Origin of the sequence: Acinetobacter sp. SM1B (assembly GCF_003289665.1) — a bacterium.
GTDB lineage: Bacteria > Pseudomonadota > Gammaproteobacteria > Pseudomonadales > Moraxellaceae > Acinetobacter > Acinetobacter schindleri.
In genome coordinates, this window is record NZ_QMBM01000001.1 from 1,977,044 (window position 1) to 2,000,794 (window position 23,751).

Sequence of the window (23,751 nt, forward strand, 5' to 3'; positions counted from 1 at the left end):
GATTTTTTATTTAACTTGCTTACGCTGCTTTAAGCCCTCTATATGTTGACGATTGGTCTGTCTGGATTTCTCCAGCATAGCCTTCTCCAGATGCAGCTGAATCCGATTGAGTTTGGTTTCAGAAATTACCGGCTCCTGAAAGCTTTTCACGTAATCCGTCCAGCTGGCATTACGAAAAACATTTGCTGGCATCGCGGTCTTAAACTCAGCTTCTGGCATAAACACCACCAGTGAATGGATATGTTCTGGACTTAAAACGTCTGTCAGAACCTGTTCCAGCACTTTGACGTGTTTATAGTTCTGATGCAGCGGATTCTGGAATTTATAACTCTGTTTATAAATTTTTTGAGTCCACATTTTTTGACGTTCACCCCCAAAAATCCAGCCTTTATAATTCTTGGTTTCAATCACAAATAGCCCAAATGGGCTTAACAGTAGATGATCAATCTGGGTAGTAGTCCCTTGCCCATCCTCAAAGGTCAGGTCATTCATCAAAATATAATGCGGCTGTTTAAGATAGCGTTTAGCATGCACAATAACGGCAAACTCACCGAATTTCCCTTTGAGATATGGTTTAAATAGCTTGAATAAAGCTGCTAAGGAAAATAAAAGAAACAGCCACCAGAAACTTTCAATCACTGGGGCGAAAAATGGATTCATTTTGTTGGGTCAGATTTTTATTAGGATAGAATATATCTTACTTATTTTGTTCAATATTTAACAGGATTTCCTTGCGGTCCAGTCCACCTGCAAAACCCACCAAAGCGCCATTGGCACCAATCACACGATGGCATGGAGCAATAATCGAAATCGGATTACGACCGTTGGCAGCCCCCACGGCACGAACCGCTTTCGGATTACCAATTTCCAGGGCAATATCACGATAGGTTCGAGTTTCTCCATAAGGAATATTCAGCAAGGCCTGCCAGACACTTTTCTGAAATGGTGTACCGGCAAAGTCCAAAGGCACATCGAAACAGCTACGTTGACCAGCAAAATATTGTTCCAACTGCACTTTAGTCACAACCAGAATAGGATGCCCAGGATCTTCCATTAAAGTTGCCAGCTTGACCCGGTTCGGCTTTTCACAGTCCCAAAGCACCGCAACCAGTGCTTTAGTACTCGCCACCAATTGCAATTGCCCCACAGGTGAATCCATATAGATATAGCTTAAGTTCATGTCCTCACCCTGTTGCATTGCCACAGAAAGATTATATTTTAACGTAATGCTCAATAGAAGGTTGATATAAATAAATACTGAAACATTTACATTAGGGTACACCCTATAAACTTTAAGAAGATGAGAGTTTCATCAAGACCAGACCGGAAATAATCAAGACAGCTGCCAGCATGCGCATGGCAGTCGCAGGTTCTCCCAAAATAAAAATCCCAATCAGGAAAGAACCAACCGCACCAATTCCGGTCCAGATGGTATAGGCGGTGCCTAAAGGTAGCGTACGCATAGCGTAAGCCAGCAGTGCAAAACTTAGAAACATGAAAAAGATAGTAATAATGCTGGGGGTCAGTTTGCTGAAGCCTTCCGATAGCTTCATTGAGTAGGCCCACACTACCTCAAAAAGACCTGCCAGTATGAGTAAAAACCAGGCCATATGCCCTCCTTCATGAATTAAGAAATCAGGCCGTCCTGACGATTTTTCCTGAGTAAAAGCAATATTTTACATCAAGGGAGGTCGTTCCTCCTAAAACTGTGAGATTGTATAAAATTACTTGCAAAAATATAGGGCAGATTACAAAAATTGACCGTATGAGATGTAACTTAACTCAGCTTAACTCAAGCACCCAAGACAGCCCTTAAAAAACTCGCTACTTTAGACATACAGTTGAGAACAAAACAGAGTTCTCATTTGCTTTAAAAATGACAACAAGGTGCTCAGCACTGCTCCAAAACAAGAAGCTTATCCACATCAAATAATTAAGTTATGCACATGAATTAAATTTAAAATTGTTCGGAGAAGTAACACAATGAAACACGAATTTAAAATAAGTTGATCACTTTTTATAAAGCTTGATTTGTAAGCATAGGTGAATAAAACACCAGAATTTGTAAGTCTTTCAAAATAGAAAAAGAACCCAAATTGAGTTCTTTTTATACATATTTTGTATAATGCTTAAACAACCAAGCTACAATTGATTACAATTTATGCTGGATATCCATAGGGTTACCCACATAGATATCCATATACTTATCCATAAAGTTATCCACAGATTGCTGTGAATAACATAAAATTCCGATCAGACAGTGACTTGTCCTACTTTCGCCAGTTCTGCACGCATTTCATCAATCACAGCTTTATAATCCGGTTTACCGAAGATCGCTGAACCTGCTACAAACATATCCGCACCTGCTTGTGCAATTTCGCGGATATTGGCTGGTCCTACACCACCATCTACTTCTAGACGGATATCACGACCAGAAGCATCAATGATCTTGCGTGCCTGACGTAATTTATCCAAAGTCATCGGAATAAATTTCTGACCACCAAAGCCCGGGTTTACACTCATCAACAGGATCTGATCCACTTTATCCAGTACATAATCAAGGTAATGCAAAGGTGTTGCCGGATTAAATACCAGACCCGCCTGAGCACCGCCAGATTTAATCAGCTGCAAAGAACGGTCAACGTGATCAGAAGCTTCCGGATGAAAAGTAATAATGTCCGCACCGGCTTCAAGGAAATCACCAATCATGCGATCGACCGGTTTGACCATAAGATGCACATCAATCGGTGCCTTAATGCCATATTTTTTCAATGCCTTACACACACCTGCCCCAAAAGTCAGGTTTGGCACATAGTGGTTGTCCATGACATCAAAATGAACAACATCAGCACCTGCTGCCAGTACATTTTCAACTTCTTCACCTAAGCGGGCAAAGTCAGCAGACAAAATAGAAGGTGCAATTAAATACGGCTTGGACATGGAAGAACCTGGCTGAATATGAGATGAATACCGCATTATAACAAATTGTATTTGCGCCTGCGTCTGTTCGCCTGAATAATCGCATCCGCTTAACAAATTGTTATAGGACAAGACTTGCCGGTTATGGATGCTCCCGCCTATGATGAATACCTCTCAACAAGATCATTCAAACCATGCAAGAAAGTTATGCTGATATTCCGACCTTACAAGCTCAACGTATTGCCTTACGGTTAATGAAACATTGGCAACACAAATTTGAAGTGGCCTCGACTGAACAGAATATTCAAATTCACATGCCGAATGCGATGGTGGAAATGATACCTACGGATCAGCATTTACGGGTACAGATTCGGGCACAGCAGGAAGATGTCGACCTGCCGCGACTACAGCAGGTGGTCATTGAGCATCTCGAACGGATGGGTCAGGAGCCTTTACAGGCAGAATGGCAAATTCAGCAACTCTAAGCCTCAGGGCTGTCGTAGTGTATGTTCTGCCTCAAATGCTTTTACCGCCTTAATCCGCTCTTGTGTTGCAGGATGGCTACTAAAGAAATCCCATACTGAGCTTTCGGCCTCCTTATCTTCCCCACTGTCTTTAGCCAAGCGTTCTAGGAAGTTGGCAAAATGAATGGTAGGGATATGCTGAGCCTGCATCGCATTTAAAGCATAGTCATCTGCTTCAGCCTCAAAATTACGCGAATAGCTGGCGCCGACCATGGCCACCGGTAAATTGGTAAGCAGGTCTGAACCATCACCGGTAATCATGATTAAAATTACGCTAAACCCTAAACTGGAAAGTGCCTGTTGCAGGCTATGCCGCTGTACCAGATGGCCCTGTTCATGTGCCAACACCCCCATAATTTCCCGATCATCCTGAGCCAGTGCGACCAGTTCATCAGTCAGGATAATGGTATTGTTTGGAATCGCCAGTGCATTGGCACCGATTGCTCCACCTTGACGGAACACCACTTTCGCCGGCTGATCTCCTGCAACCAGTTGTTGATATTGAGCTACTATCGTCTGCTGACGTGCCTTAGGCAGTTTAGTGTCTTCAGTCATCTTCAGGACATAGCTTTCTGCTTCATCGCCCATACGCGTCAAAGTGTTGGCAGGCAGATGATGAGCCACATGATAGGAAGCTGCTGGAATGCCCCATTTAATTGTCGCAAAACCCAGTGCCAGTACAAATGCCACACTAAACAGAATTAAAGCCGGGGTGCGTTCCAGTTTCCAGATCGAGTGCTGTAATCCCTTACGCTGTAAATTAAACCATTCTGGCAGCTCAGAAGAAAACTCCAGGCGGGCATCATCTTGGAGTTCAATCACTGGCTGAATTTTTCCAAGTGCTCCAATCAGCTGCATGTCTGCATACAGATAACGCCGCTGCTGTGCATAAGCTTCGCCATAACGAATCAGTACCGACTGATCATCAATCCGGGACACCTGCGCCGGTTGCGGTTTTGAGATAATGCCATCATAGAAAATGACGTCAGTGACCTGAGTAGACATACTTTTCTCCTGTTATAACGACACATCAATATCGAAGATGTCACTGATCTCTTCTGCCAGCGCACTGTGATCCTGCTGTGCTCTGTTCATCATCATGTCCGGATCATTACGTAAATTCAGGGTTAATGATTCCACCTGATAGCGATATAGACGAATCGCTGCCCATGGTGTAAGCAAACCTAAACTCAGAATACGTGCGATCCAGTTAGTCACCAGAATCCAGGTATAGTGCCATTGGGTACACTCGGTCTTGAACTGGCTACGACTGATAGATGTATTGTTCCAGGTGGTAATAAAAATCCGGGCCTGCATCAGGGGGAAAATGATGAAAAAACCAAATAGATAAATCGCCACAATCCAGCCAATTAGCGAGCTTAAAACTCCAGGATTGCCAAGATTGGTAAAACTGGAACCTATGCCAAAGATTATCACCGCAACCAGAAAACCCATGAAAATAAACAGTGGGACATACATAGCCTTCATGTAATCGCCCCATGTGGCATTTAGCCTGAATTTTAACTGGCCTGCATAGAGATGATCAAAGCAATAACGTTTATATAGCCAGACCAATACCGGGAAAAAGATCCCTAGGGTCAGGATATAAATCAGGATGGCTTTGATAAAGGTCCAGTAAGCTTCCTTATTGGTGCCGCCAAAATAAAACCGGGCATTGCCAAATTTACTGTTGCGGGCATTAAACCGTAGTGTCGCCCGAATCAGCCAGGGCACTGCCAGATAAAGAATCAGCAACCCGACCAGTGTCGCTGTAGTAGACAGGTTTGAAGCAATCGAAATCGCAAAATATAGTCCCAGCGCAATCAGACGCCCCATCAAAATTTTGACTGGTACCCCGGTAAAGTCGAAACGGCGTTGTACAAATTCAGTATTACCATAAAAATAACGCAGACGGCGTACCTTGGCCCAAGGTGAATACAATCCTAAAGTGACTATTGTCAGCAGGATATTCACAATCCAGATACCGAAATATTCACTGGCAGTCCCATGAAAACGAAAATGCTGTAATCCGCCTACCCGTACAGGTCTTACTTCCGGCGTGGCTGGAATATCAGGTGGGAATGGTGGAATGACTGGAGGAATTGTAGATGCGTCTATATCACTGGTATTTTGCATAAACTGCCTTGTTTTTATTATATAAATCTTTGCAAGCATAGCGCATGATCAGACATGGAGGCCATGTATATTTGCATCCATGTCATGAGTCATTTGCTTTGGGTTATAGCTAAAAATCAGTTTTCGAGCTGTACCGCATGGAACTGTAGATGGTCATCAACAAAGCTTTGGATAAAGTAATAACCGTGATCATAGCCCTGATGTTCACGCAAGGTGAGCTTTTGTCCCACGGCATCACAAGCTTGCTGGAATAAGGCAGGATTCAGCTGGCTATAGAACTGATCATTAAAGCCTTGGTCAATCAGGATATCCGGATAAAGTGCGCCTTTGGCTTTGACCAGTTCAGTCGCATCATGTTTGGCCCATTCTGCACGATCTTCACCTAAATAATTGCTAAAGGCCTTTTCACCCCAAGGGCATTGGCTTGGTGCACAGATCGGAGCGAAGGCAGAAACAGAGACAAATTTTTCTGGATATTTAAATGCCAAGGTTAAGGCACCATGACCGCCCATCGAATGTCCAAAAATACCGATTTTGCCCGGCTGAATTTCAAATTCTTCATTTACCAAGGGATAAAGCTCATTCATGATGAAGCTTTCCATCTGGAAGTGTTCAGCCCAAGGAAACTGCGTTGCATTGATATAGAAACCGGCACCCTGTCCGATGTCCCAGTTATCCCCTTCAGCTACCCCTTCACCACGTGGCGAGGTATCTGGCGTAATCAGGATTAAGCCAAGCTGTGCTGCCAGACGCTGCGCATGCGCTTTAATCGCAAAGGTTTCTTCAGTACAGGTCAGACCTGCCAAATAGAATAACGCTGGGCAGCTTTGTCCTGCCAAGGCTTGCGGCGGCAGAAATATACCAAAGCGCGCTGAATTTTTTAGCACTTTAGAATCAAAGCGATAGATTCGCTGTTCACCTTCAAAACTTCTATTATTCTGTAGCAGTTCCATCATGATTCCTTTTTGTATTTTCTAAAGTCATTGATCAGTTTAGGGCGCCAAAGCGACTGACTGGGAAGCTGAAGCTATTGTCGCTGGCGGGAAAAGACGTTGTTCAAGCTGAGGTAACATCAATTCCATATTCTTACCGATAACCCACTGTGGTTCAGACGGTTCAAAGCCTTGTGCACTTTCCCACTTCGCTACCGTCTGGCTGGCTTGTGTAAAAGCTTCCTTTAAGCTGTCCTGCTCACGCATCGCTTCATCAAAGAAGGCACGGCCAAAGTAGGTATAGTCGGCTTCATTCGAGCAGCCAAAGGACTGGCGATCTGCTGCTGAAGCGGTGATGATCAAGGTATTTTCATTTTGCAGTGCAGAAACAAAACTGCCGGAGTAACAGGCAGAAATCACAATAACTCGCCAGCGGATACCGGATGCATCCAGCGTGTCACGCAGCCACTTTGGATCGACCTGTGCCAGATCTAGCGGTGCATTTTCCATTTCAAATACGTTTGGCAAACCATGCGAGGTCATGTACAGGAAGAGCACATCACTTTCGCGATTCATCTGCTGGCCAATACGGCGTAAAGCCAGTTCCATACTGGTTTTGGAAGCAATTGGCATCTCGGTGCGAGCTGCTGGATGATTTACCAAGGCAATCGAACGCCCAAAGGTTCCAAAGCGGGTATCAAACTGTTCCTTGATCCGTTCAATCTCTGAATAGAATACATCTTGATAGCTTGCACCTGCCACACCCACAAAATACCAGTGTGACTGCGCAAACTCGCCATATTCAATAGAATCCAGCGCTTTGTTTAGTAAATTAGGTTGTGCATAGAAGGCATCTTCAGCAAAACTTGGCGGGACTTCTTCTACTTTCCAGATCGGCTGATCTTTGACAGATATTTGCCAAACGACCAAGGTAAACAGGGTTGCCAGCATAATGAGTGCCCGTTCCCACCACGGCCATTTCAGCTCACGTGAGAATACCCAGACCACAGCCAGACTTTGCCAGACAAACAGCATCACAAATAAGGTCGGGATATAGTCATACAGAATATATGGCAGATAGTCGAGATCGCCCAGATACTGAATCAGACACTGAAATAGCATGATGTGCGTATCCAGTACCAGCCAGAGCAAGGCCGGCACCAGCATCAAACGCGGATTATTGATCCGCTGTGACAGAAAAATCCCGACAATCAGGGCAATAAAAGGCCAGAGTGCGTAGCTAACCAGACCTTGGGAGTTAAATTCCCCAATCCGGCCTGAACTGAGCCAGCTGAACAGGCTGTTGGCACAACCACCCAGAATGCCCCAGAACACCAGTTGAAGAATGGAGGGACGTACCATTTGCAGGGAACGCCTCGACCCCAGAAACAACCATATTCCGGCAATTTGATTGCTCTTAAAATCGTGCCAAAAATTAATGGATGGTTTGAAGTCGATCATAGGATTTCGGGGAGATCAAGTGGCTCGCTAATTCGCAGAATAAGTTTATGCTTGATAGGACTTTTATCAATGCTATTTTTAACTATATAACAAATCCTTGGCGAATTTTGAAGCAATTATCTTATTCAGCTACAAGATCATGCTGAAAATACGCATCAAAGCGACAAGCATCCCCTTGCCATTGATGATCGGGTGCTTTATCAGCCAGAAAAACGGCAAGACGTGGACGTTTCACCACCACCCGTTTAGCAATTTTCTGTGCCAGTTCTAGCAGGTTATCGCCAAGGTCCATTTCACCATCTTCAGGCAAGAGCATATGCAATAGCTGCATCTGTTTTTTCACCTGTGCCTGTTTCTTGGGTGCCTGCTGATTCTGGTCACGCTGCGGGAACATCGGATCCAGATAAACGACATCCACCACGGCGTTTTCTGCTGCCTGCTGGATTAAATAGTCAGCAGAATCAGAGAAGACCAGATGAATACGCGATACAACCGGATTCAGGAAAGCATCATTCTGCGCACGCGTATGGGTATCTTCCAGCAAGGTAAACAGAATCGGATGACGTTCGACCAGAGTGACATGCGCACCAAGATGTGCCATCAACAGGCTGTCATGACCAAGACCGGCAGTCGCATCAATTAGGGTCGGCTTTTCACCCAAGTTGCAAGCACGTGCAATCATTTCCGACTTCAGTGAAGCACGTTTTAAACGCCCCACTTCCGCTTTCCAGTCCGGTTGCATTTTCATGCCATTGGCAGATAGCCATAAACCGTCCGCATCAACACACAGTGCCAGTTCGGGATTCAGGCGAAAGAAACGCGCATTGAGTTTTTCTACGGTCTCAATCTGAACCTGTACACCACGAGAAGAAAGCACAGCCTCAAAGTGCTGTGCTTTCTCGATATATGCAGTTTCAGTGTATAAGCGAATCTCGCTTACCATAATGTCCAGCCTGTGTATGCAAACAATAAAATGAGCAGTCCCGATACAATACGGTACCAGGCAAAAATCATGAAATCACGCTTCGCGACATAAGCGACTAACGCACGGATCAATAACAATGCTGAAATAAAGGACACTAAAAGACCAACAGTAAGTACCACCCAGTCCTGAGTCCCACTAAACACGTCATAGCTCTGGTATAAGTCTAACAGGCCTGCACCGACAATTACCGGGATACCCAGAAAGAAGGAAAACTCAGTCGCTGCCTTACGTGATACTCCCAGGAACATCGCCCCGATAATGGTAGCACCAGAACGTGAAGTACCTGGAATCAGCGATAAAACCTGAATCAGACCAATCCAGATAGCATCTTTAATGGTCAGGTCTTCAACTTCTTGGGCACGGACTTGAGGTGGATTCTTTTCAATCCAGATAATGATCAGACCACCGACAATCAAGCCAATCGCAATTGCAATATTGTTGAATAACAATTCTTTTACAGTCTGACCAAAAGTCAGCCCGATAAGTATAATTGGAATCGAAGCCAGAATCAGACCAATACCGAGACGGCGTCCTTGTGGCTCACCACTGACAATCCCGGTGGCGGCTCCCCACAGACGTGTCCAGTATTCATAAATCACTGCTGCGATTGCCCCCATCTGGATGGCAATCACGAAAACATCACTCTTTTCTTTGGTCCAGAAATTCATTAATTCTGAAGCCAGAATCAAGTGCCCTGTACTAGAAATCGGTAAGAACTCAGTAATACCCTCAACAATACCCATGATTGCCGCTTTCAGCAGCAGTAATAGATCCATGCTTAATCCTGATTAATTATGCTTTGCCTTGTTCTGGAATTTTTTTCCATGCGTTATCGCGTAAATAGACCGGCAGTGCCAATTCAGCACTAACCCAGTTTTCTGATGCTGCTGCCACACGCGCTATCGTGGCAATATCCTGTGCAGTCGCAGTAACATTCTTGTATTCAGTCTCTTCTGATTGAACCAGATGAGCGCCTGAGCCGACTACAACAAATTTTACTGTGGCACTACCCTGTTCATAACCAAGCAACTGTTCTTCATCTACTGGCTGCATGATGCCTTGAGCATCCAGCTGATAGCTGGCGATATAAACTTCATTCATACGCGCATCGAGTACCGCGGTCACTTCGGTCAGACCATGCAAACGGTATGCCGCTTGTGCCAAGGCCTGTAAGGTCGAAACGGGTACCACTGGCAGGTCATTCGACCAGGCCAAAGCTTGTGTTACCGCGGCATTAATACGCACACCGCTAAATGAACCCGGTCCACGACTAAATGCAATCGCCGTCAAATCAGAAACCGCCAGGCTTAAATCTTTTAGAGCCTGCTCGATCATTGGGAGAATTGTTTGCGTTTGTGCCTTTGCGCGCGCATCAAGTTGGAAAAATAATTCTTGAGTGTCATCAATCACAGAAACGGAACACTGCTCATTGGCAGTTTCCAATGCCAGCACTTTCATGCACAACCTTAATTCAGAGAATATAAAAAACGCGGATATGATACTCCACTCATATCCGCTACGCGAGATTTTCCCGAAACAGATACAAAAAAACCTGGCCATCGCCAGGTTAATAAATACAGGTAGATGAGTTGCTTAAAGCTCAACTTGTTCCAGTGGCTGGAACTTCTGAAAATGGTTGGCATAATGCAGTGCGCTCATTTTCAGCTTTTGTACAGTATCTTCATCTAGGGTTTTTATCACCTTGCCCGGCGATCCCATCACCACAGAATTGTCCGGAATCACTTTTCCTTCCGGAATCAGCGCATTCGCGCCAATGATACAGTTTTTACCAATCACGGCATTATTGAGAATTATAGCCTGAATCCCGATCAGGCTATTATCACCAATGGTACAGCCATGCAGCATGGCTTGGTGACCAATCGTCACATAATCACCAATATGCATTTCAATCCCCGCATCAGTATGCAGCACGGCATTTTCCTGCACATTGGTATAGTCTCCAAGATGGATTTTGCTGTTATCACCACGCACCACGGCGCCAAACCAGATACTGACCTGTTTGCCCAATTCAACCTGACCAATCACGGTCGCTGTGGGTGCGACCCAACCATCCCATGGTTGTTGCAGCGCTTTTGGAGAATGTCCCTGAAATTTGTACAACATGCCTGAATATCCTCTTCAGTCCTGAAAGAATTTTGATCGTTTAAAAGCTGGTGAATTAAGTAAGAATGGCCAGTCTTTTTTATAGTCGAGGCCATACTGGAATAAAGAAATCAGCATACGCGCAGTCAGCCCCCAGACCACTTCATTTTCCACGCGCATACTCGGGAAATATAAGGACTGCTGGGCAAAGCGTACTTCATAAGGTGTGGGTTTGGCTTCAAGTAAATGCCGTAGTGAGGCAAAGAAAATCCGGTCAATTTCAGTGGGTTGTGGAATCAGCTGAACTTTTGGTGGAATCAGTCCAACAATCGGTTTTACCAACATGCCATTTCGTGCCTTTTGCATGGGCAGATCACCAATGAGCTGCACATCGAAAGGGTTCAGTGCGGTTTCCTCATAGGCTTCGCGTAGCGCTACGACGATATTGCTGGTGTCCTGCGGATCACGCTTACCGCCCGGAAAAGAAACCTCACCGGCATGATTAGACAGATAAGCCGAACGGCGGGTGAGTAAGACCTTGGGATCCGACTCATCCGTAATCGCAATTAACACGGCAGCATGCGCTGGCTGAATCCGCCTGGAAAAGCGCAAACGTTGCTGTAATCTGTGTGTTAAATTGCGTTCATCCATCCACGCTTTCCTCATTCTCATTATGATTTCATCATAGCTGATTTTTGATTCCTGAGGATAGAATTGATGCCAAATTTCAATTTTTCAGTTATCCTGAGTCTACTTTTTGTCATTGATGATGAATATGAACTTCTGTACGGCCTGTGGACATAAGACAACTGAAAAAATACCTTTAGGTGATCAAAAACTTCGTCATGTCTGCAGCTCCTGTGGTTTTATTCATTATATTAATCCAAAGATTATTTGCGGATCCCTAGTGGTCTGGGAAGACAAAGTACTGCTATGCCGACGTGCGATTGAACCTCGTTATGGCCTGTGGACTTTACCTGCCGGCTATATGGAACTGTTTGAAACCATGGAACAAGGCGCAGCACGTGAAACCCGTGAAGAAGCCGAAGCTGAAGTGGAAATCGAACAGCTGTACTGTATGTACAATATTCCACGTATCGGTCAGATTTATGTGCTGTTTAAAACTCAACTGGTGGAAGGCAAATTTGGTGCTGGTGAAGAAACCATTGAATCACGCCTGTTTGACGAAGTGGATATTCCTTGGGCAGAACTAGCATTCCCGAGTGTAGAAAGGACCTTACGTCATTATTTTGAAGACCGTAAAAATAATGTTTTCCCGATGCATCTCGAAACCCTAGGTTCACGTCTGGATCACACTGGTTAAAACAACAAACTACTGAATGCTACATATAAAAAAATGAGCGCCAATAAACGCTCATTTTAGTTTTTTGGAAAATAATTCTGTTTGTTTTACCTACGAAACTGATGCAGTAACTTCCAAGGGTGTTTTCAGGACCTTATTCTGTAAATACTTCAGACCTTCATTCATCTTTTCCTGCACCAACGGCGTCAGCGTATCCACCGTATGACCTTCTGTAGAAATCCCGGGTAATGCCATTAAATGTGCCGTGACATTTGGCATCTCTAACACTTTACGTACATGCTCAGCGAAACCGACCTGACCAATAAAAGGCGCAACTGTATCCAGTTCCCCCTGCTGATTGACATAACAAATCAGGCAAATCTGTACCGGGCGCTTTGCTTCAATTGCTGCACCCAGAATCCGGCCATGGACCTTCTTGATTGCACGTCCATCTGAAGTGGTGGCTTCAGGGAAAAACAGCACTGGAATGTCCTGTTTTAAAAATCCGGTAATCTGCTCACGGATCCGGAGTGAATCTCCCGACCCTCGCTTGATAAATAAAGTTCCCCCGCCCTTCGCCAGTTTGCCAAGCAGCGGCCACTGTTCAATCTCGGCTTTAGCCAGGAAAAACACCCGTGCACTAGAACCGAGTACTGCAATATCCAGCCAGGACACATGATTACTCACCCAAAGTGCGGGTTCTCGTGGAATGGTGCCATGTACCTGCACTTCAATATTAAATACCTTGCATAGCTGACGACAGAAATACTGCACATATCGCGTGTTATGTGGATTATTCGGATTCTTGTATAAACCGTGTCGGTAAACTAGATAGAACCCTTCACTCACCGCTGCGACAGAGGCAACCATTTTTCTGCTATAGAGCAAAAATTTTGCTAAACCACGAATTTCAGATGTTTCATTATTTATAGTCGAGTGCATACAAGGATCACTATTTCCAGGTCGATTCAGGTCATCATCTTCACGTATCTTTACCATTCTATACTGTTCATTCTGAACATGCATTGATTATAAAAACCGTTCAGACGGATTAAATTTTGCAATTTTTATTCAATTAAACGATGAATTATTATATTTCCATTGAATGAGTAAATTATGGAGTTTTATCATGCAGCAAGATCCAAAGGTTACGCTTGAAACCCTTCAACTCACACAAGCACTGAAATACATTTTTGTGGCAACCGCATTTTATGCGGCTGTTTTAGTCGGCCTGGCGCAATTTTTTGTTGCTGCACTCTAACCCAAAACTCACAGAGCAATGCTACCTGTCCCTGTCTTTTTCCACTAAAATGAATTCTATTAAAAAAATTTTTAAGTAGAGTGTGGACTGAGTGGAATATTTTGAACAGCATCGTGCCAAAGATCGTGTCATTCTGGTCAGTGTGACCGTGCAGATGCTGGAGGATCTGGATGCAGAAGAATTTCACCTGTTGGCCAGTTCAGCAGGGGCAGAAATTCTTGAGCATATGCATGCTCAGCGTTTAAGACCCGATCCTAAATATTTTATCGGCTCCGGCAAGGCTGAGGAAATTGCAGAAAAAGTTGAAGCTCTTGAAGCTGATCTGGTGATTTTTGATCATACCCTGACCCCTGCGCAGGCACGTAACCTTGAACGCGTTGTTAAATGCCGGGTGGTCGACCGTACTGAACTCATTCTGGATATTTTCGCGCTGCGCGCCCGTACTTATGAAGGTAAATTACAGGTCGAACTGGCCCAGTTACAGCATCTTTCTTCTCGCCTGATTCGTAGTCGTGGTAATCTGGATAGCCAGAAAGGGGGTATTGGTTTACGTGGTCCTGGTGAAACTTTACTGGAAACTGACCGACGTTTGCTGCGCGTACGGATGGGGCAACTGAAAGCTCGACTGGATAAAGTCCGTCAAACCCGGATGCAAGGTCGTGTAGCCCGTCAGAAAGCTGCTGTACCTACCATTTCTCTGGTTGGTTATACCAACGCCGGTAAATCTACCCTGTTTAATATTCTTGCAGATAGCGATGTTTATGCAGCTGACCAGCTGTTTGCCACTCTGGATCCGACCTTGCGCCGTCTGGACTGGGAAGGCATTGGCACTGTAGTACTGGCAGATACGGTAGGATTCGTACGTAACCTGTCTCACTCACTGGTAGAATCTTTTAAAGCGACTTTGGAAGAAACCTTAGAAGCCACCCTGTTGCTGCACGTGATTGATTCCAGCAGTCCGGAAATTCTGGAACAGATTGATGCAGTAGAAAGTGTGCTCAAGGAAATTGGGGCTAATGTTCCAGTACTTCGTGTCTATAATAAAATTGACCAAAGCGGTGAAGAAGCCAAGATTATCTATCACAAACCCAATCAGCCAGAACGGGTGTATGTGTCTGCTCACACTGGAGAAGGGATTGACCTGCTACGTAAGGCGGTACATGAAGCGTTGATGGGAGAACTGCAAAAGTTTGAACTTAAGTTACAGCCTGCACATGGCAAACTGCGTAATCAACTTTATGATCTGAATGTGATTCAGTCCGAGCATTATGACGAGCAAGGTCAGCTGCATTTGCAGGTCAGTATTGCTCCACAGAAACTGGCACAGATCATTCGCCAGGCACATCTCTCCCTAGAAGATATTTTGGGTGAGCAAGCAGTTCAGTTTCAACGGCCACTTGAAGAATTTGAAATACCGCGTAAGATCGACTAAAACTCGATAAATCAAATTAAATAGACTCTAAAATGAACTGGATTAAGCATATAGATTGGCCAGCATGGATCGGCACGCTGCTTCTGATTATTGTCTTTCGGGAAGCAGCAGTATGGATCATGACCCAGTTAGAGCACCCTGAGTTAGGCAATCTGGTCGGTTTGATCAGCCTGCTCATCGTCCTGTTTAGCTGGCGTCGCTGGAGCAAAATTCCTGCCCGACTGGTGGATACCAATAACAAGATTATGAAAGAAAGTGCCTTTGCATTTTTACCTGTCAGCGCCGGCTCATTGATGATGCTGGTGCATATGGGACATAAAATTCCAGCCTTTCTGCTGATTCTGTTTGTTAGTACGCTCATTCCATTATGGGTCTATGCAAAAATGGCCAAGCGCTGGCTTTAGGAGATCATTATGTTATCTGTACTCTATGGTTTCCTGATCACGCTGGCGGCCTATCTTGCGGCAAAACCATGTAACCGTGTGATTCCTAAAATTCCGGTCATTGTCTTTGGCATGTTCTTTGTGCTGGCTATTCTGTTTGTACTGGGTGTTCCTTATGAACATTATACGGAAGACACCAATCCCCTGTTTAACCGTCTTTTAGGTTATGTTACGGTGGCCTTGGCAATTCCTCTGGCAGCGATGCGCTATGATGACCTGCCATTAAAAGGTGTGATTGGAATTCTGATCTTCGCCAGTATCAGTGCAGTTGCCCTGCCCATGGGACTCGCTTATCTGTTACATATGGCAGCCGGTGACATCATGGCCTTTGCCACTCGTGCAGTTACTACCCCAATTGCGATTAATATCGCGACTTTACTGGATGCACCAATTAGCCTGGTGATTCTGATTGTAATTCTGTCTGGTGTCATTGGGGCTGCGTTTTCCCCTCTCATTCTGCGTCATATCAATGACGAACGTGCTTCTGGTCTTGCACTGGGCCTTGCCGCTCATGCGATTGGCACAGCACAAGCCTGGCAGCGTGGTAGTGTTGCAGGTCGATACGCAGCATTTGGTATGGCAGTGAATGCTGTCTTTACGGCCCTCTGGCTACCGACTTTTATTCTATATCTTCAGAATCTTTAATCTGACCACATCGTCATTTTTAGATGACTATATCTATTTTATTATAGTCATCTTATTCTTATATCGATTTAGATAAAAATATGAACTATTAAATTCTAATGACAAATTAGTCACTTCATAAATTCATTTAAGTTTCATACCAGTAATTAAATTGACCTAAATGACAGATTTTAACTTAGTAATTTTATATATTTATAATCTTTTCAATCGTTTTAATATTACTAATTCCCCTATTTTCGACTTGGCTACACGCTGTCTCTTTGGTCAGTTATTTTAAATATTTTTCTCTCACTTTCCTATACATCATTCAATATGGGTTAAAAATCACGTTTCCACCCACAAGAATATTGTTATAATCTTTAAGACTTAAGTATGAATCTCTGCCTATATTCAACTTGCATTTTTTTATATAAGGTTGTATGAATAATAAACATACAGATTTTTTTAATCTTTGTGTATTAAAACTTCATATACAGCAAGAGTGAAGCAAATCAAATGGATATTTGATTTTGAAATACAAGGAAATTGAATGAAAACAATGAGTGTTTTCAGGACATCTGGTGTTGCTTTAAACCCAATTTCTTGTGGAGAGAATTGGATAAATATTTGGCAGCAGATGCATGACAAGACAGATCCGGCCATGATCCTGATTAAATCGGCGAAATATAATAGAGGTGGCTTATCTAGAAATTTAGGCAACTCATTATCCCACCCACTTTTTGGTAATAAGCCAAGAAAACAAGGTGCTGATCATTTGCCCTCCACTCAGTACTCATTTGAAATACTGGAGCCAGAAGCCTTCAACAAATTGAAATTCACTGCATTACATCATGCTGGAAACGCTACGCTGCAATCAGCATCCGATATACATATTCATGACCTGATTAATCAGGTCGCTGTCGATGGAAATTCCTTAAATTTATATGACCATACTCAAGTTTCGGTCATGGGACTTAAACACAACTGAATTCTTAGTGCAGACTGATCAAAAAATAACTAGTGACTGTCTGTAACAAACCACATGGGGATGATTAATATGAAAAAATCTAAAATCGCAATGATGCTAATGGGTGCATGTATGACTGTGTCAGCTTTTGCACAGGATTTGACCGGCACTTGGCAACAAATTGATGATAAAACTGGCTCCCCTAAAGCCATTATTGAAATTCGTCAAGAAAATAACGGTACCTACGTGGGTAAAATCGTGAAAGTAACGCCTCGCCCTGGTTATACCCCACAAAAAAGCTGTAACAACTGCCCGGCACCGTATACCAATCAACCGATTCTAGGCATGGATGTACTTACCGGCTTAAAACAAGTAGGTAAAGCCAATAACTATGATAAGGGTCGGATCATCGATCCACTGACCGGCAAAGTTTATGATGCCAAAGCTCGCCTGAATGCGACTGGCAAGCGTCTCACCTTACGTGGCTATATCGGTGTATCGACATTAGGCCGTAGTCAGACCTGGATTCGTCAGGATTAATTTACATTATTTCTGCTATAAAAAAGCCACGTTGAAACGTGGCTTTTTAGTTCTGGATATCTTAAAGCACGGGATTATGAACCGCGAACATCTGCTGGTCTTCTAATCGATAAGCCAGCAACTGATTGCCCCAAACACAGCCACCATCGACATTTTGAACATGTTCGGAAATCGTCTTACCCTGTAATCCTGCCCAATGCCCGAAGATAATTTGATGCGTCTTGGCAGCTTTCGACTCAAACTCAAACCAGGGTCTGAAGCCTTCTGGCATTGGATCATTCAGAGAGTCTTTAAAACTGTATTCTAAACGTCCTTCTATATCGGTTAAACGCATCCGCGTCAGGTAATTCACGATACAACGTATACGCTCATGACCCTCTAACTCATCTGACCAGAGTGCTGGCTCTTTGCCAAACATGTCGCTCAGGAACGCATCCATGACTTCAAAATCATCATGACCTATGACTGCTTCTACTTCTTTAGCTAACTCAGCAGTCTTGGCAACATCCCAAAGTTTAGGAATACCGGCATGCGTGAGCACTGTCTGTTCATTCGGGAACAGACACATAGGCTGTTTCCGCAGCCAGTCAATCAGATCATCACTGTCGATGGCATCAATCACATCACGGACATTGTCCTTGTCTTTAATCGGCTTAATGCCGCGTGCATAAGCCAATAAAGTCAAATCATGGTTGCCCAGCACTGTTGCAGCGACACCATTATCGACCAACTTTTTAATGAAGCGCAACGCGCCCAGCGAGTTTTCACCCCGAGCGACCAGGTCACCCGCAAACCAGATAAAATCCTGATCCGGATCAAAGCGGATTTCTTTCAGTAATGCCTTCAAGGCCTCAAAACAGCCTTGCACATCACCAATCACATAATTGTATCGAACAGTGCGAGTCATTCTTTTTAAGCTACCATTTGATCAGATAAAGCCACAAATTGAGCAAGTGTCAGAGTCTCTGGACGTGCCATTGGGTCTACACCTGCCTTTTCAAAACCATCTTCAACCAACATGCCTTTCAGACTATTACGCAAAGTTTTACGGCGCTGGGTAAATACGTGGGATACCAGACGTGCCAAAGCTTTTTCATTTTTCGCCACGATCGGTTTAACGTCATAGGGTTCTAAACGGAATACCGCAGAAGTCACTTTTGGCGGCGGATTAAACGAACCTGGTGGCACTTCAAACAAGAATGTCGGTTTGCAGTAATACTGAATCATCACCGACAAACGGCCATATTCTTTGGTGTTCGGTGAAGCGGTAATACGATCGACTACTTCTTTTTGCAGCATGAAGTGCATGTCTTTAACTTTGTCACCGAATTCCAAGAGATGGAACAATAATGGTGTCGAAATGTTATATGGCAGATTACCAACTACACGTAATGGACGACCTTCTTTAAATAAATTGGTGAAGTCGTACTTCAATGCATCTGTTTCAACAATCGTTAAACGCTCAGGATGCGGAACACGACCCGGCAAACCTGCAGCCAAGTCACGATCAAGCTCCAGAACGGTTAAAGCATCACATTCACCAATCAAAGGTGAAGTTAAAGCGGCCAGACCTGGACCAATTTCAACAATATTTTCGCCTGCACGCGGATTGACTGAACGGACAATTTTGGCAATGACACGTTGGTCATGTAAGAAGTTTTGACCAAAACGCTTACGCGTGTGATGCCCTTCATCTTTCGGGTTTAAGGCATTAATCTGATACATAGACATTTCCAACGTGTAATAAAGACGAGATCATTGACGCGCTAAATCCAGCGCCAAATCCACAGCCACATGCAAGCTTGAGCTTTTCGCAAGGCCTGTACCTGCGAGGGAGAGTGCTGTGCCGTGATCGACAGAAGTTCGGATAAACGGTAAGCCCAAAGTAATATTGATGGCTTCACCAAAGCCCTGAGATTTTAACACAGGTAAACCCTGATCGTGATACATCGCCAGTACCGCATCGGTATCTTTCAAGTTTTCAGGAGTAAATAAAGTATCTGCAGGTAGGCTCAGGCTCATATTGATACCTTGCGCACGATAAGTTTCCAGCACAGGATTGATCACTTCAATCTCTTCCATCCCCAAATAACCGCCCTCGCCTGCATGCGGATTTAAACCACAGACCAGAATCTTTGGCTGTTTGATTTTAAATTTGGATTGTAAATCATGAATCAGGATATCAATCACCTGATGCAGACGCTCAGGCGTAATTGCATCCGCGACTGCCCGTAACGGAAGATGCGTTGTTGCTAAAGCGACACGTAAGGTTTTAGTTGCCAGCATCATCACGACACGAGGCACACCAGCAAATTCCTGATAATATTCAGTATGCCCACTGAAATGGATTCCGGCATCATTAATGACTGACTTTTGCACTGGTGCTGTTGCCACACCAACACTTTTCCCGGTCATGGCATAGTCAGCTGAACGACGTAATTGTTCCAATACATAAGCAGCGTTATGGCTATTGAGCTCACCCAATATCACTTGTTGTTTCAAAGGTACATGCTCGACATAGAGCTGACCTTCTTCAGAAGAAGACTCTTGTCCCTTATATTCAATCAGCTCTATTGCCAGATTTAAATGCTGGGCACGCTGACCCAACATTTCTAGATCCGCAAGTACCACAATCGGACGCTCATCAACCCGATTTGCCAGACTCAAGCAGATATCAGGACCAATTCCGGCAGGTTCACCGCTGGTGACATATAAAGGCAGCATCTTCTTCTCTATTCACTAAGGCCTTCAATAGTATAGCCTGTTTCAAACAGGCTTGCGTGCAGCGATCTGTACAGTGTTTTGGACTGTTGTGATTCTCAGAGAAATCTGCGTTACAAATCTTGCCAGTTATTTTTATGCATTCTGCTTAATTTTTCTTCCCTTATGCTCGTAGATTATATAAAATACAGCGCTTGAAATTTTTAATTTTCATTTGTGATTCTTCACGTATTCGTTTAGAATCTCGTCTCCTTTTGTTTGGACAGATTCCACCGTCCAAACCAACTATAATAGGTAGTGGTTTAATGAAAACTCTCAGTGCTAAGCCAGCTGAAGTTCAACACGACTGGTACGTTGTTGATGCTTCTGGCAAAACTCTAGGCCGTCTTGCGACGGAAATCGCTCGTCGTTTACGCGGTAAGCACAAAACTTCTTATACTCCTCACGTTGACACTGGCGATTACATCGTTGTTATTAATGCTGAGCAAGTTCAAGTGACTGGTAAAAAATCACTTGATAAGAAATACTATCGCCATACTGGTTTCCCTGGTGGTATCCGTGAAACTAACTTCGAGAAATTAGTTGCACACAAACCAGAAGAGATCTTCCAACGCGCTGTTAAAGGCATGTTGCCAAAAGGTCCTCTTGGTTATGCAATGATCAAGAAAATGAAAGTGTACGCTGGTACTGAGCATCCTCACACAGCTCAACAGCCACAAGTTTTGGACATCTAAGGGATACAGCACATGGCTACAAACTATGGTACAGGTCGCCGTAAGACCGCAACTGCACGTGTTTTCCTATCTGCTGGTACTGGTAAACTCGTAATTAACAACCGTTCTTTAGAACAATACTTCGGTCGTGAGACTGCTCGTATGGTTGTTAACCAACCGTTAGAACTTCTTGAAGCAACTAACAAATACGACCTTTACATCACTGTTGCTGGTGGTGGTATCGGTGGTCAAGCAGGCGCTATCCGTCACGGTATTACTCGTGCATTGATCGCTGCTGACGAAACTCTTAAACCTGCTCTTCGTCAAGCTGGTTTCGTTACTCGTGATGCTCGTGAAGTTGAACGTAAGAAACTTGGTTTACGTAAAGCTCGTAAACGTCCTCAATTCTCTAAACGTTAATTCGTTTACCGAATCGGACAAAAAACCCTGGTTTATTCCAGGGTTTTTTTATGGCTTTAAATTTACCACTGAATAGAATTATATATTATTGTTCATGAACATCTTTACCCCATACCCCTTCATGACACCAGAAGGACTTGGTCAGATAATAGTTGGCTATACCTATAATCACAAACACTATGATTAAACCTAAATTCATGATCATCTTGTTCTGCTCCTTTCATTTTTTCTTATAATCTACCCTGTCAAAAGCCAATTGGTCTTTTATGCTTCGTGCTTTTTAGGTTGATTTTTAGTATCCTATTCTACTCACTAAAATTTGCTCAGGATTTATGTCAGTCGAAAGCGCGCCACTTCAAGGAATCACCTTATATAGCCATGCCGATGACTTTCGTTCCCATTGGATTCGCTACGTTCTTACCGAAAAACAAATTAAATATCATTTAATCTTGGTCGATAGTGACGATGAGGACTTGGCCAGTCTAAATCCTTATAATCAGCTACCGATGCTGATTGAAAATGATCTGAAATTATTTATTAGCCAGATTATTTCTGAATATATTGATGATCGCTATCGTCAGAACAAGCTCTATGCCGATGCACCGATGCCGCGAGCCGAGCAACGCCAATATCTATGGCGCTTCGAACATGACTGGCTTAAACTGGCCGATATCATGCTCAAACACCCGGATTCTTTAGATCCCGCTGCGAAAGCTCAGGCGCAAAAACAGCTTCGCGATATTCTGGTATCCCTGATGCCACTATTTCAGCACTTTCCCTATTTCATGTCAGAGCAGTTCAGTATCTTGGACTGCATGCTTGCGCCGATGTTTATCCGTTTGCACAGTATGGGTGTAGAATTACCTAAACAGCAATGCCGCCCATTCTATCTGTATTGCCAGCGAATCTTTAGCCGTCCTGCTTTTATCAAATCAATGACGTTGCAGGAAAAGAACCGCTACGCTGCCCAGTTATCAAATTAATCGAGTACTCATTATGTCTGAACAGGAATTCAACCTCACGCCTACACGTCCTTATATGTCTCGTGCGATTTATGAATGGATCTGTGATAACAATATGACACCATACCTGTTGGTTGATGCTACGCGTCCAAATACCATGGTTCCAGAACAGTTTATTAAAGATGGCCAGATCATTCTAAATATCGTACCGCACGCCGTACATGCGCTACATATGAGCAATGACGCGATTACATTCTCAGCACGTTTCGGTGGTGTATCACGTGATATTTATGTACCAATGGCTGCGGTACTGGGTATCTATGCACGTGAAAATGGTCAGGGACTATTCTTTGATCCAAATGAATATGAGCATACACAAACTGAAGAAGATGCTTTAAAATCAAACATTGAAGAAGAACCTGAAACACCAAAGAAAAAACCAAGCCTCAGGTTATTAGATTAAATAAGAACGGAGTAAGTGAATGGCTTTTGATTTAGTACAATATTTTGTTGAACAGATAGAAACTCAAAAGCCTGAGCTTCTAAGTCAGTATCCAAAGCAGGAACGTCGTGCATACATTGCCGAAATCAGTGCGCTGACTTTAGGTAAGCTGGTTAGTGAATGGAAGCTTAATCCGAATAAGATCTATAATGAAATTAATCATCCTGATGAACTATATATTCAGGAAATTGCCCGTCATCTGAGTACACTTAAATCCAATCAGTCTACTCTTTCTCGTGAAGTACAAGAAGCTAATATTTATGAGATTTTCAAACTTCAGCTCATAGAGCTTAAACAGCTACATGATACCGGCAATCATAATCTGAACAGTATTCAGGAACTGTTATATGGTCAGATCGAGCATCTTTCTGGTCAAGCAGATGATTGGGTTTGGACAACAAATAATCTGTTAGAACTGAAAGGCTCTAAACCAATGCCACAAGAAGAGCTATCATTGGAGGCAACGATGAAGGAGTTTAATCAGATGGTCAGCCAAAACAATCAGTCCCTAGAACATGACGTTGAAGATGTGGTTGTAGTCAATGCGCCAACTTGGGCAAAAATTGCAGAGCCTGTAGTGGCGATTGTGATCCTATGGGTACTTCTAGATCAGGTTATGAAAGTGTTTGCTTAAATTATCCATCTAATAAAAAACCAGCTTTGAGCTGGTTTTTTATTTCTATGTAAACATACAGCATATAACTAAAAAATAATATTTATATGTAAATCTTTCATCCTTTATGAAATATACACCGTAGATATCAATACCCTTCATATAAGGCATTTGAGTCCATCTAGCTACA

At 43.7% G+C, this 23,751-nt stretch carries 30 protein-coding genes; 13 read left to right on the plus strand and 17 right to left on the minus strand.

The window, feature by feature from the left end:
• Positions 1–6: 6 nt before the first annotated feature.
• From C8322_RS09550 to rpe, 4 genes are all read right to left on the minus strand, one after another.
• Entirely contained in the window at positions 7–660 is a 654-nt protein-coding gene (locus C8322_RS09550) for a nuclease-related domain-containing protein (protein WP_004811243.1), read from the minus strand.
• A gap of 37 nt (positions 661–697) precedes the next feature.
• Positions 698–1,180, minus strand: a complete 483-nt coding sequence (locus tag C8322_RS09555; protein WP_008304399.1) for a methylated-DNA--[protein]-cysteine S-methyltransferase — start codon at positions 1,178–1,180, stop codon at positions 698–700.
• Between the two features lie 112 nt (positions 1,181–1,292).
• Entirely contained in the window at positions 1,293–1,610 is a 318-nt protein-coding gene (gene sugE / locus C8322_RS09560; protein ID WP_004811247.1) for a quaternary ammonium compound efflux SMR transporter SugE, read from the minus strand.
• Between the two features lie 643 nt (positions 1,611–2,253).
• The gene (gene rpe, locus C8322_RS09565; RefSeq protein WP_004811249.1) at positions 2,254–2,940 is read right to left on the minus strand and encodes a ribulose-phosphate 3-epimerase; all 687 of its coding nucleotides are present in this window, start codon (positions 2,938–2,940) and stop codon (positions 2,254–2,256) included.
• 173 nt (positions 2,941–3,113) lie between these two features.
• Here rpe and C8322_RS09570 point away from each other — a divergent pair, with 173 nt between their 5' ends.
• Positions 3,114–3,404, plus strand: coding sequence for a DUF2218 domain-containing protein (locus C8322_RS09570; RefSeq protein WP_004893266.1), 291 nt, complete (start codon positions 3,114–3,116; stop codon positions 3,402–3,404).
• A gap of 3 nt (positions 3,405–3,407) precedes the next feature.
• Here the strand turns inward: C8322_RS09570 and C8322_RS09575 are convergent, their stop codons facing one another.
• The 9 genes from C8322_RS09575 to C8322_RS09615 form a co-directional block, all read right to left on the minus strand.
• The gene (locus C8322_RS09575; RefSeq protein WP_004893264.1) at positions 3,408–4,448 is read right to left on the minus strand and encodes a M48 family metallopeptidase; all 1,041 of its coding nucleotides are present in this window, start codon (positions 4,446–4,448) and stop codon (positions 3,408–3,410) included.
• A gap of 12 nt (positions 4,449–4,460) precedes the next feature.
• Positions 4,461–5,579: a YjgN family protein gene (locus tag C8322_RS09580; RefSeq protein WP_111810544.1), complete on the minus strand. Its 1,119-nt coding sequence runs from the start codon at positions 5,577–5,579 to the stop codon at positions 4,461–4,463.
• 116 nt (positions 5,580–5,695) lie between these two features.
• Positions 5,696–6,532: an S-formylglutathione hydrolase gene (fghA, locus tag C8322_RS09585; protein WP_004893253.1), complete on the minus strand. Its 837-nt coding sequence runs from the start codon at positions 6,530–6,532 to the stop codon at positions 5,696–5,698.
• A 39-nt stretch (positions 6,533–6,571) separates the two neighbouring features.
• Entirely contained in the window at positions 6,572–7,972 is a 1,401-nt protein-coding gene (locus C8322_RS09590) for a C13 family peptidase (RefSeq protein WP_034429690.1), read from the minus strand.
• Between the two features lie 121 nt (positions 7,973–8,093).
• Positions 8,094–8,915: a class I SAM-dependent methyltransferase gene (locus C8322_RS09595; protein WP_004893249.1), complete on the minus strand. Its 822-nt coding sequence runs from the start codon at positions 8,913–8,915 to the stop codon at positions 8,094–8,096.
• Entirely contained in the window at positions 8,909–9,733 is an 825-nt protein-coding gene (locus C8322_RS09600) for an undecaprenyl-diphosphate phosphatase (protein WP_004893246.1), read from the minus strand. Before C8322_RS09600 ends, C8322_RS09595 begins: the two co-directional genes overlap by 7 nt.
• A 16-nt stretch (positions 9,734–9,749) precedes the next feature.
• Entirely contained in the window at positions 9,750–10,415 is a 666-nt protein-coding gene (gene tsaB / locus C8322_RS09605; protein WP_004893243.1) for a tRNA (adenosine(37)-N6)-threonylcarbamoyltransferase complex dimerization subunit type 1 TsaB, read from the minus strand.
• Positions 10,416–10,550: 135 nt separating this feature from the next.
• Positions 10,551–11,081: a gamma carbonic anhydrase family protein gene (locus tag C8322_RS09610; RefSeq protein WP_004893238.1), complete on the minus strand. Its 531-nt coding sequence runs from the start codon at positions 11,079–11,081 to the stop codon at positions 10,551–10,553.
• Between the two features lie 15 nt (positions 11,082–11,096).
• Positions 11,097–11,711 (minus strand): NUDIX hydrolase, encoded by a 615-nt coding sequence (locus tag C8322_RS09615; RefSeq protein WP_004811271.1) that lies wholly within the window; start codon positions 11,709–11,711, stop codon positions 11,097–11,099.
• A gap of 124 nt (positions 11,712–11,835) precedes the next feature.
• Here C8322_RS09615 and C8322_RS09620 point away from each other — a divergent pair, with 124 nt between their 5' ends.
• Entirely contained in the window at positions 11,836–12,384 is a 549-nt protein-coding gene (locus C8322_RS09620) for an NUDIX hydrolase (RefSeq protein ID WP_008304383.1), read from the plus strand.
• Between the two features lie 90 nt (positions 12,385–12,474).
• On the opposite strand, the gene C8322_RS09625 is transcribed toward C8322_RS09620, so the two are convergent.
• Complete coding sequence (locus tag C8322_RS09625; protein WP_034424231.1) at positions 12,475–13,305, minus strand: lysophospholipid acyltransferase family protein; 831 nt, start codon at positions 13,303–13,305, stop codon at positions 12,475–12,477.
• A gap of 187 nt (positions 13,306–13,492) precedes the next feature.
• Between C8322_RS09625 and C8322_RS14690 the strand changes: the two genes are divergently transcribed.
• The 6 genes from C8322_RS14690 to C8322_RS09650 all read left to right on the plus strand — a co-directional run bounded on the left by C8322_RS14690 (position 13,493) and on the right by C8322_RS09650 (position 17,630).
• Positions 13,493–13,624, plus strand: coding sequence for a hypothetical protein (locus C8322_RS14690; protein WP_004811279.1), 132 nt, complete (start codon positions 13,493–13,495; stop codon positions 13,622–13,624).
• A gap of 91 nt (positions 13,625–13,715) precedes the next feature.
• Complete coding sequence (gene hflX, locus C8322_RS09630) at positions 13,716–15,056, plus strand: ribosome rescue GTPase HflX (RefSeq protein ID WP_004811281.1); 1,341 nt, start codon at positions 13,716–13,718, stop codon at positions 15,054–15,056.
• A 32-nt stretch (positions 15,057–15,088) separates the two neighbouring features.
• Positions 15,089–15,460, plus strand: a complete 372-nt coding sequence (locus tag C8322_RS09635; RefSeq protein WP_004811284.1) for a hypothetical protein — start codon at positions 15,089–15,091, stop codon at positions 15,458–15,460.
• Positions 15,461–15,469: 9 nt separating this feature from the next.
• Positions 15,470–16,144 (plus strand): LrgB family protein, encoded by a 675-nt coding sequence (locus tag C8322_RS09640; RefSeq protein WP_071320881.1) that lies wholly within the window; start codon positions 15,470–15,472, stop codon positions 16,142–16,144.
• A 529-nt stretch (positions 16,145–16,673) separates the two neighbouring features.
• On the plus strand, positions 16,674–17,111 hold the full coding sequence (locus tag C8322_RS09645; protein ID WP_004811288.1) for a hypothetical protein: 438 nt from the start codon (positions 16,674–16,676) through the stop codon (positions 17,109–17,111).
• Between the two features lie 69 nt (positions 17,112–17,180).
• On the plus strand, positions 17,181–17,630 hold the full coding sequence (locus C8322_RS09650) for a DUF2147 domain-containing protein (RefSeq protein ID WP_004811291.1): 450 nt from the start codon (positions 17,181–17,183) through the stop codon (positions 17,628–17,630).
• A 61-nt stretch (positions 17,631–17,691) separates the two neighbouring features.
• Here C8322_RS09650 and C8322_RS09655 read toward each other — a convergent pair whose 3' ends face one another.
• The 3 genes from C8322_RS09655 to pdxA are packed head-to-tail and all read right to left on the minus strand — an operon-like array spanning position 17,692 to position 20,354.
• Complete coding sequence (locus C8322_RS09655; protein ID WP_004811294.1) at positions 17,692–18,537, minus strand: symmetrical bis(5'-nucleosyl)-tetraphosphatase; 846 nt, start codon at positions 18,535–18,537, stop codon at positions 17,692–17,694.
• 5 nt (positions 18,538–18,542) lie between these two features.
• Positions 18,543–19,355, minus strand: a complete 813-nt coding sequence (rsmA, locus tag C8322_RS09660; RefSeq protein ID WP_004811295.1) for a 16S rRNA (adenine(1518)-N(6)/adenine(1519)-N(6))-dimethyltransferase RsmA — start codon at positions 19,353–19,355, stop codon at positions 18,543–18,545.
• A gap of 30 nt (positions 19,356–19,385) precedes the next feature.
• Positions 19,386–20,354: a 4-hydroxythreonine-4-phosphate dehydrogenase PdxA gene (gene pdxA / locus C8322_RS09665; protein ID WP_004811297.1), complete on the minus strand. Its 969-nt coding sequence runs from the start codon at positions 20,352–20,354 to the stop codon at positions 19,386–19,388.
• Positions 20,355–20,656: 302 nt separating this feature from the next.
• Here pdxA and rplM point away from each other — a divergent pair, with 302 nt between their 5' ends.
• From rplM to C8322_RS09690, 5 genes are all read left to right on the plus strand, one after another.
• On the plus strand, positions 20,657–21,085 hold the full coding sequence (gene rplM, locus C8322_RS09670) for a 50S ribosomal protein L13 (protein ID WP_004811299.1): 429 nt from the start codon (positions 20,657–20,659) through the stop codon (positions 21,083–21,085).
• Between the two features lie 12 nt (positions 21,086–21,097).
• The gene (gene rpsI / locus C8322_RS09675) at positions 21,098–21,484 is read left to right on the plus strand and encodes a 30S ribosomal protein S9 (RefSeq protein WP_004811301.1); all 387 of its coding nucleotides are present in this window, start codon (positions 21,098–21,100) and stop codon (positions 21,482–21,484) included.
• A 332-nt stretch (positions 21,485–21,816) separates the two neighbouring features.
• Positions 21,817–22,467, plus strand: coding sequence for a glutathione S-transferase N-terminal domain-containing protein (locus tag C8322_RS09680; protein WP_004811304.1), 651 nt, complete (start codon positions 21,817–21,819; stop codon positions 22,465–22,467).
• 13 nt (positions 22,468–22,480) lie between these two features.
• Positions 22,481–22,909: a ClpXP protease specificity-enhancing factor gene (locus tag C8322_RS09685; protein WP_004811307.1), complete on the plus strand. Its 429-nt coding sequence runs from the start codon at positions 22,481–22,483 to the stop codon at positions 22,907–22,909.
• Positions 22,910–22,928: 19 nt separating this feature from the next.
• The gene (locus C8322_RS09690; protein ID WP_004811309.1) at positions 22,929–23,582 is read left to right on the plus strand and encodes a hypothetical protein; all 654 of its coding nucleotides are present in this window, start codon (positions 22,929–22,931) and stop codon (positions 23,580–23,582) included.
• Positions 23,583–23,751: the final 169 nt, after the last annotated feature.

What these genes read in the sequence shown, in the direction of transcription:
- C8322_RS09550 (WP_004811243.1), bottom strand. Translation starts at nt 660, where the DNA reads ATGAATCCATTTTTCGCCCCAGTGATTGAAAGTTTCTGGTGGCTGTTT.
- C8322_RS09555 (WP_008304399.1), bottom strand. Translation starts at nt 1,180, where the DNA reads ATGAACTTAAGCTATATCTATATGGATTCACCTGTGGGGCAATTGCAA.
- sugE (WP_004811247.1), bottom strand. Translation starts at nt 1,610, where the DNA reads ATGGCCTGGTTTTTACTCATACTGGCAGGTCTTTTTGAGGTAGTGTGG.
- rpe (WP_004811249.1), bottom strand. Translation starts at nt 2,940, where the DNA reads ATGTCCAAGCCGTATTTAATTGCACCTTCTATTTTGTCTGCTGACTTT.
- C8322_RS09570 (WP_004893266.1), top strand. Translation starts at nt 3,114, where the DNA reads ATGCAAGAAAGTTATGCTGATATTCCGACCTTACAAGCTCAACGTATT.
- C8322_RS09575 (WP_004893264.1), bottom strand. Translation starts at nt 4,448, where the DNA reads ATGTCTACTCAGGTCACTGACGTCATTTTCTATGATGGCATTATCTCA.
- C8322_RS09580 (WP_111810544.1), bottom strand. Translation starts at nt 5,579, where the DNA reads ATGCAAAATACCAGTGATATAGACGCATCTACAATTCCTCCAGTCATT.
- fghA (WP_004893253.1), bottom strand. Translation starts at nt 6,532, where the DNA reads ATGGAACTGCTACAGAATAATAGAAGTTTTGAAGGTGAACAGCGAATC.
- C8322_RS09590 (WP_034429690.1), bottom strand. Translation starts at nt 7,972, where the DNA reads ATGATCGACTTCAAACCATCCATTAATTTTTGGCACGATTTTAAGAGC.
- C8322_RS09595 (WP_004893249.1), bottom strand. Translation starts at nt 8,915, where the DNA reads ATGGTAAGCGAGATTCGCTTATACACTGAAACTGCATATATCGAGAAA.
- C8322_RS09600 (WP_004893246.1), bottom strand. Translation starts at nt 9,733, where the DNA reads ATGGATCTATTACTGCTGCTGAAAGCGGCAATCATGGGTATTGTTGAG.
- tsaB (WP_004893243.1), bottom strand. Translation starts at nt 10,415, where the DNA reads ATGAAAGTGCTGGCATTGGAAACTGCCAATGAGCAGTGTTCCGTTTCT.
- C8322_RS09610 (WP_004893238.1), bottom strand. Translation starts at nt 11,081, where the DNA reads ATGTTGTACAAATTTCAGGGACATTCTCCAAAAGCGCTGCAACAACCA.
- C8322_RS09615 (WP_004811271.1), bottom strand. Translation starts at nt 11,711, where the DNA reads ATGGATGAACGCAATTTAACACACAGATTACAGCAACGTTTGCGCTTT.
- C8322_RS09620 (WP_008304383.1), top strand. Translation starts at nt 11,836, where the DNA reads ATGAACTTCTGTACGGCCTGTGGACATAAGACAACTGAAAAAATACCT.
- C8322_RS09625 (WP_034424231.1), bottom strand. Translation starts at nt 13,305, where the DNA reads ATGCACTCGACTATAAATAATGAAACATCTGAAATTCGTGGTTTAGCA.
- C8322_RS14690 (WP_004811279.1), top strand. Translation starts at nt 13,493, where the DNA reads ATGCAGCAAGATCCAAAGGTTACGCTTGAAACCCTTCAACTCACACAA.
- C8322_RS09635 (WP_004811284.1), top strand. Translation starts at nt 15,089, where the DNA reads ATGAACTGGATTAAGCATATAGATTGGCCAGCATGGATCGGCACGCTG.
- C8322_RS09640 (WP_071320881.1), top strand. Translation starts at nt 15,470, where the DNA reads ATGTTATCTGTACTCTATGGTTTCCTGATCACGCTGGCGGCCTATCTT.
- C8322_RS09645 (WP_004811288.1), top strand. Translation starts at nt 16,674, where the DNA reads ATGAAAACAATGAGTGTTTTCAGGACATCTGGTGTTGCTTTAAACCCA.
- C8322_RS09650 (WP_004811291.1), top strand. Translation starts at nt 17,181, where the DNA reads ATGAAAAAATCTAAAATCGCAATGATGCTAATGGGTGCATGTATGACT.
- C8322_RS09655 (WP_004811294.1), bottom strand. Translation starts at nt 18,537, where the DNA reads ATGACTCGCACTGTTCGATACAATTATGTGATTGGTGATGTGCAAGGC.
- rsmA (WP_004811295.1), bottom strand. Translation starts at nt 19,355, where the DNA reads ATGTATCAGATTAATGCCTTAAACCCGAAAGATGAAGGGCATCACACG.
- pdxA (WP_004811297.1), bottom strand. Translation starts at nt 20,354, where the DNA reads ATGCTGCCTTTATATGTCACCAGCGGTGAACCTGCCGGAATTGGTCCT.
- rplM (WP_004811299.1), top strand. Translation starts at nt 20,657, where the DNA reads ATGAAAACTCTCAGTGCTAAGCCAGCTGAAGTTCAACACGACTGGTAC.
- rpsI (WP_004811301.1), top strand. Translation starts at nt 21,098, where the DNA reads ATGGCTACAAACTATGGTACAGGTCGCCGTAAGACCGCAACTGCACGT.
- C8322_RS09680 (WP_004811304.1), top strand. Translation starts at nt 21,817, where the DNA reads ATGTCAGTCGAAAGCGCGCCACTTCAAGGAATCACCTTATATAGCCAT.
- C8322_RS09685 (WP_004811307.1), top strand. Translation starts at nt 22,481, where the DNA reads ATGTCTGAACAGGAATTCAACCTCACGCCTACACGTCCTTATATGTCT.
- C8322_RS09690 (WP_004811309.1), top strand. Translation starts at nt 22,929, where the DNA reads ATGGCTTTTGATTTAGTACAATATTTTGTTGAACAGATAGAAACTCAA.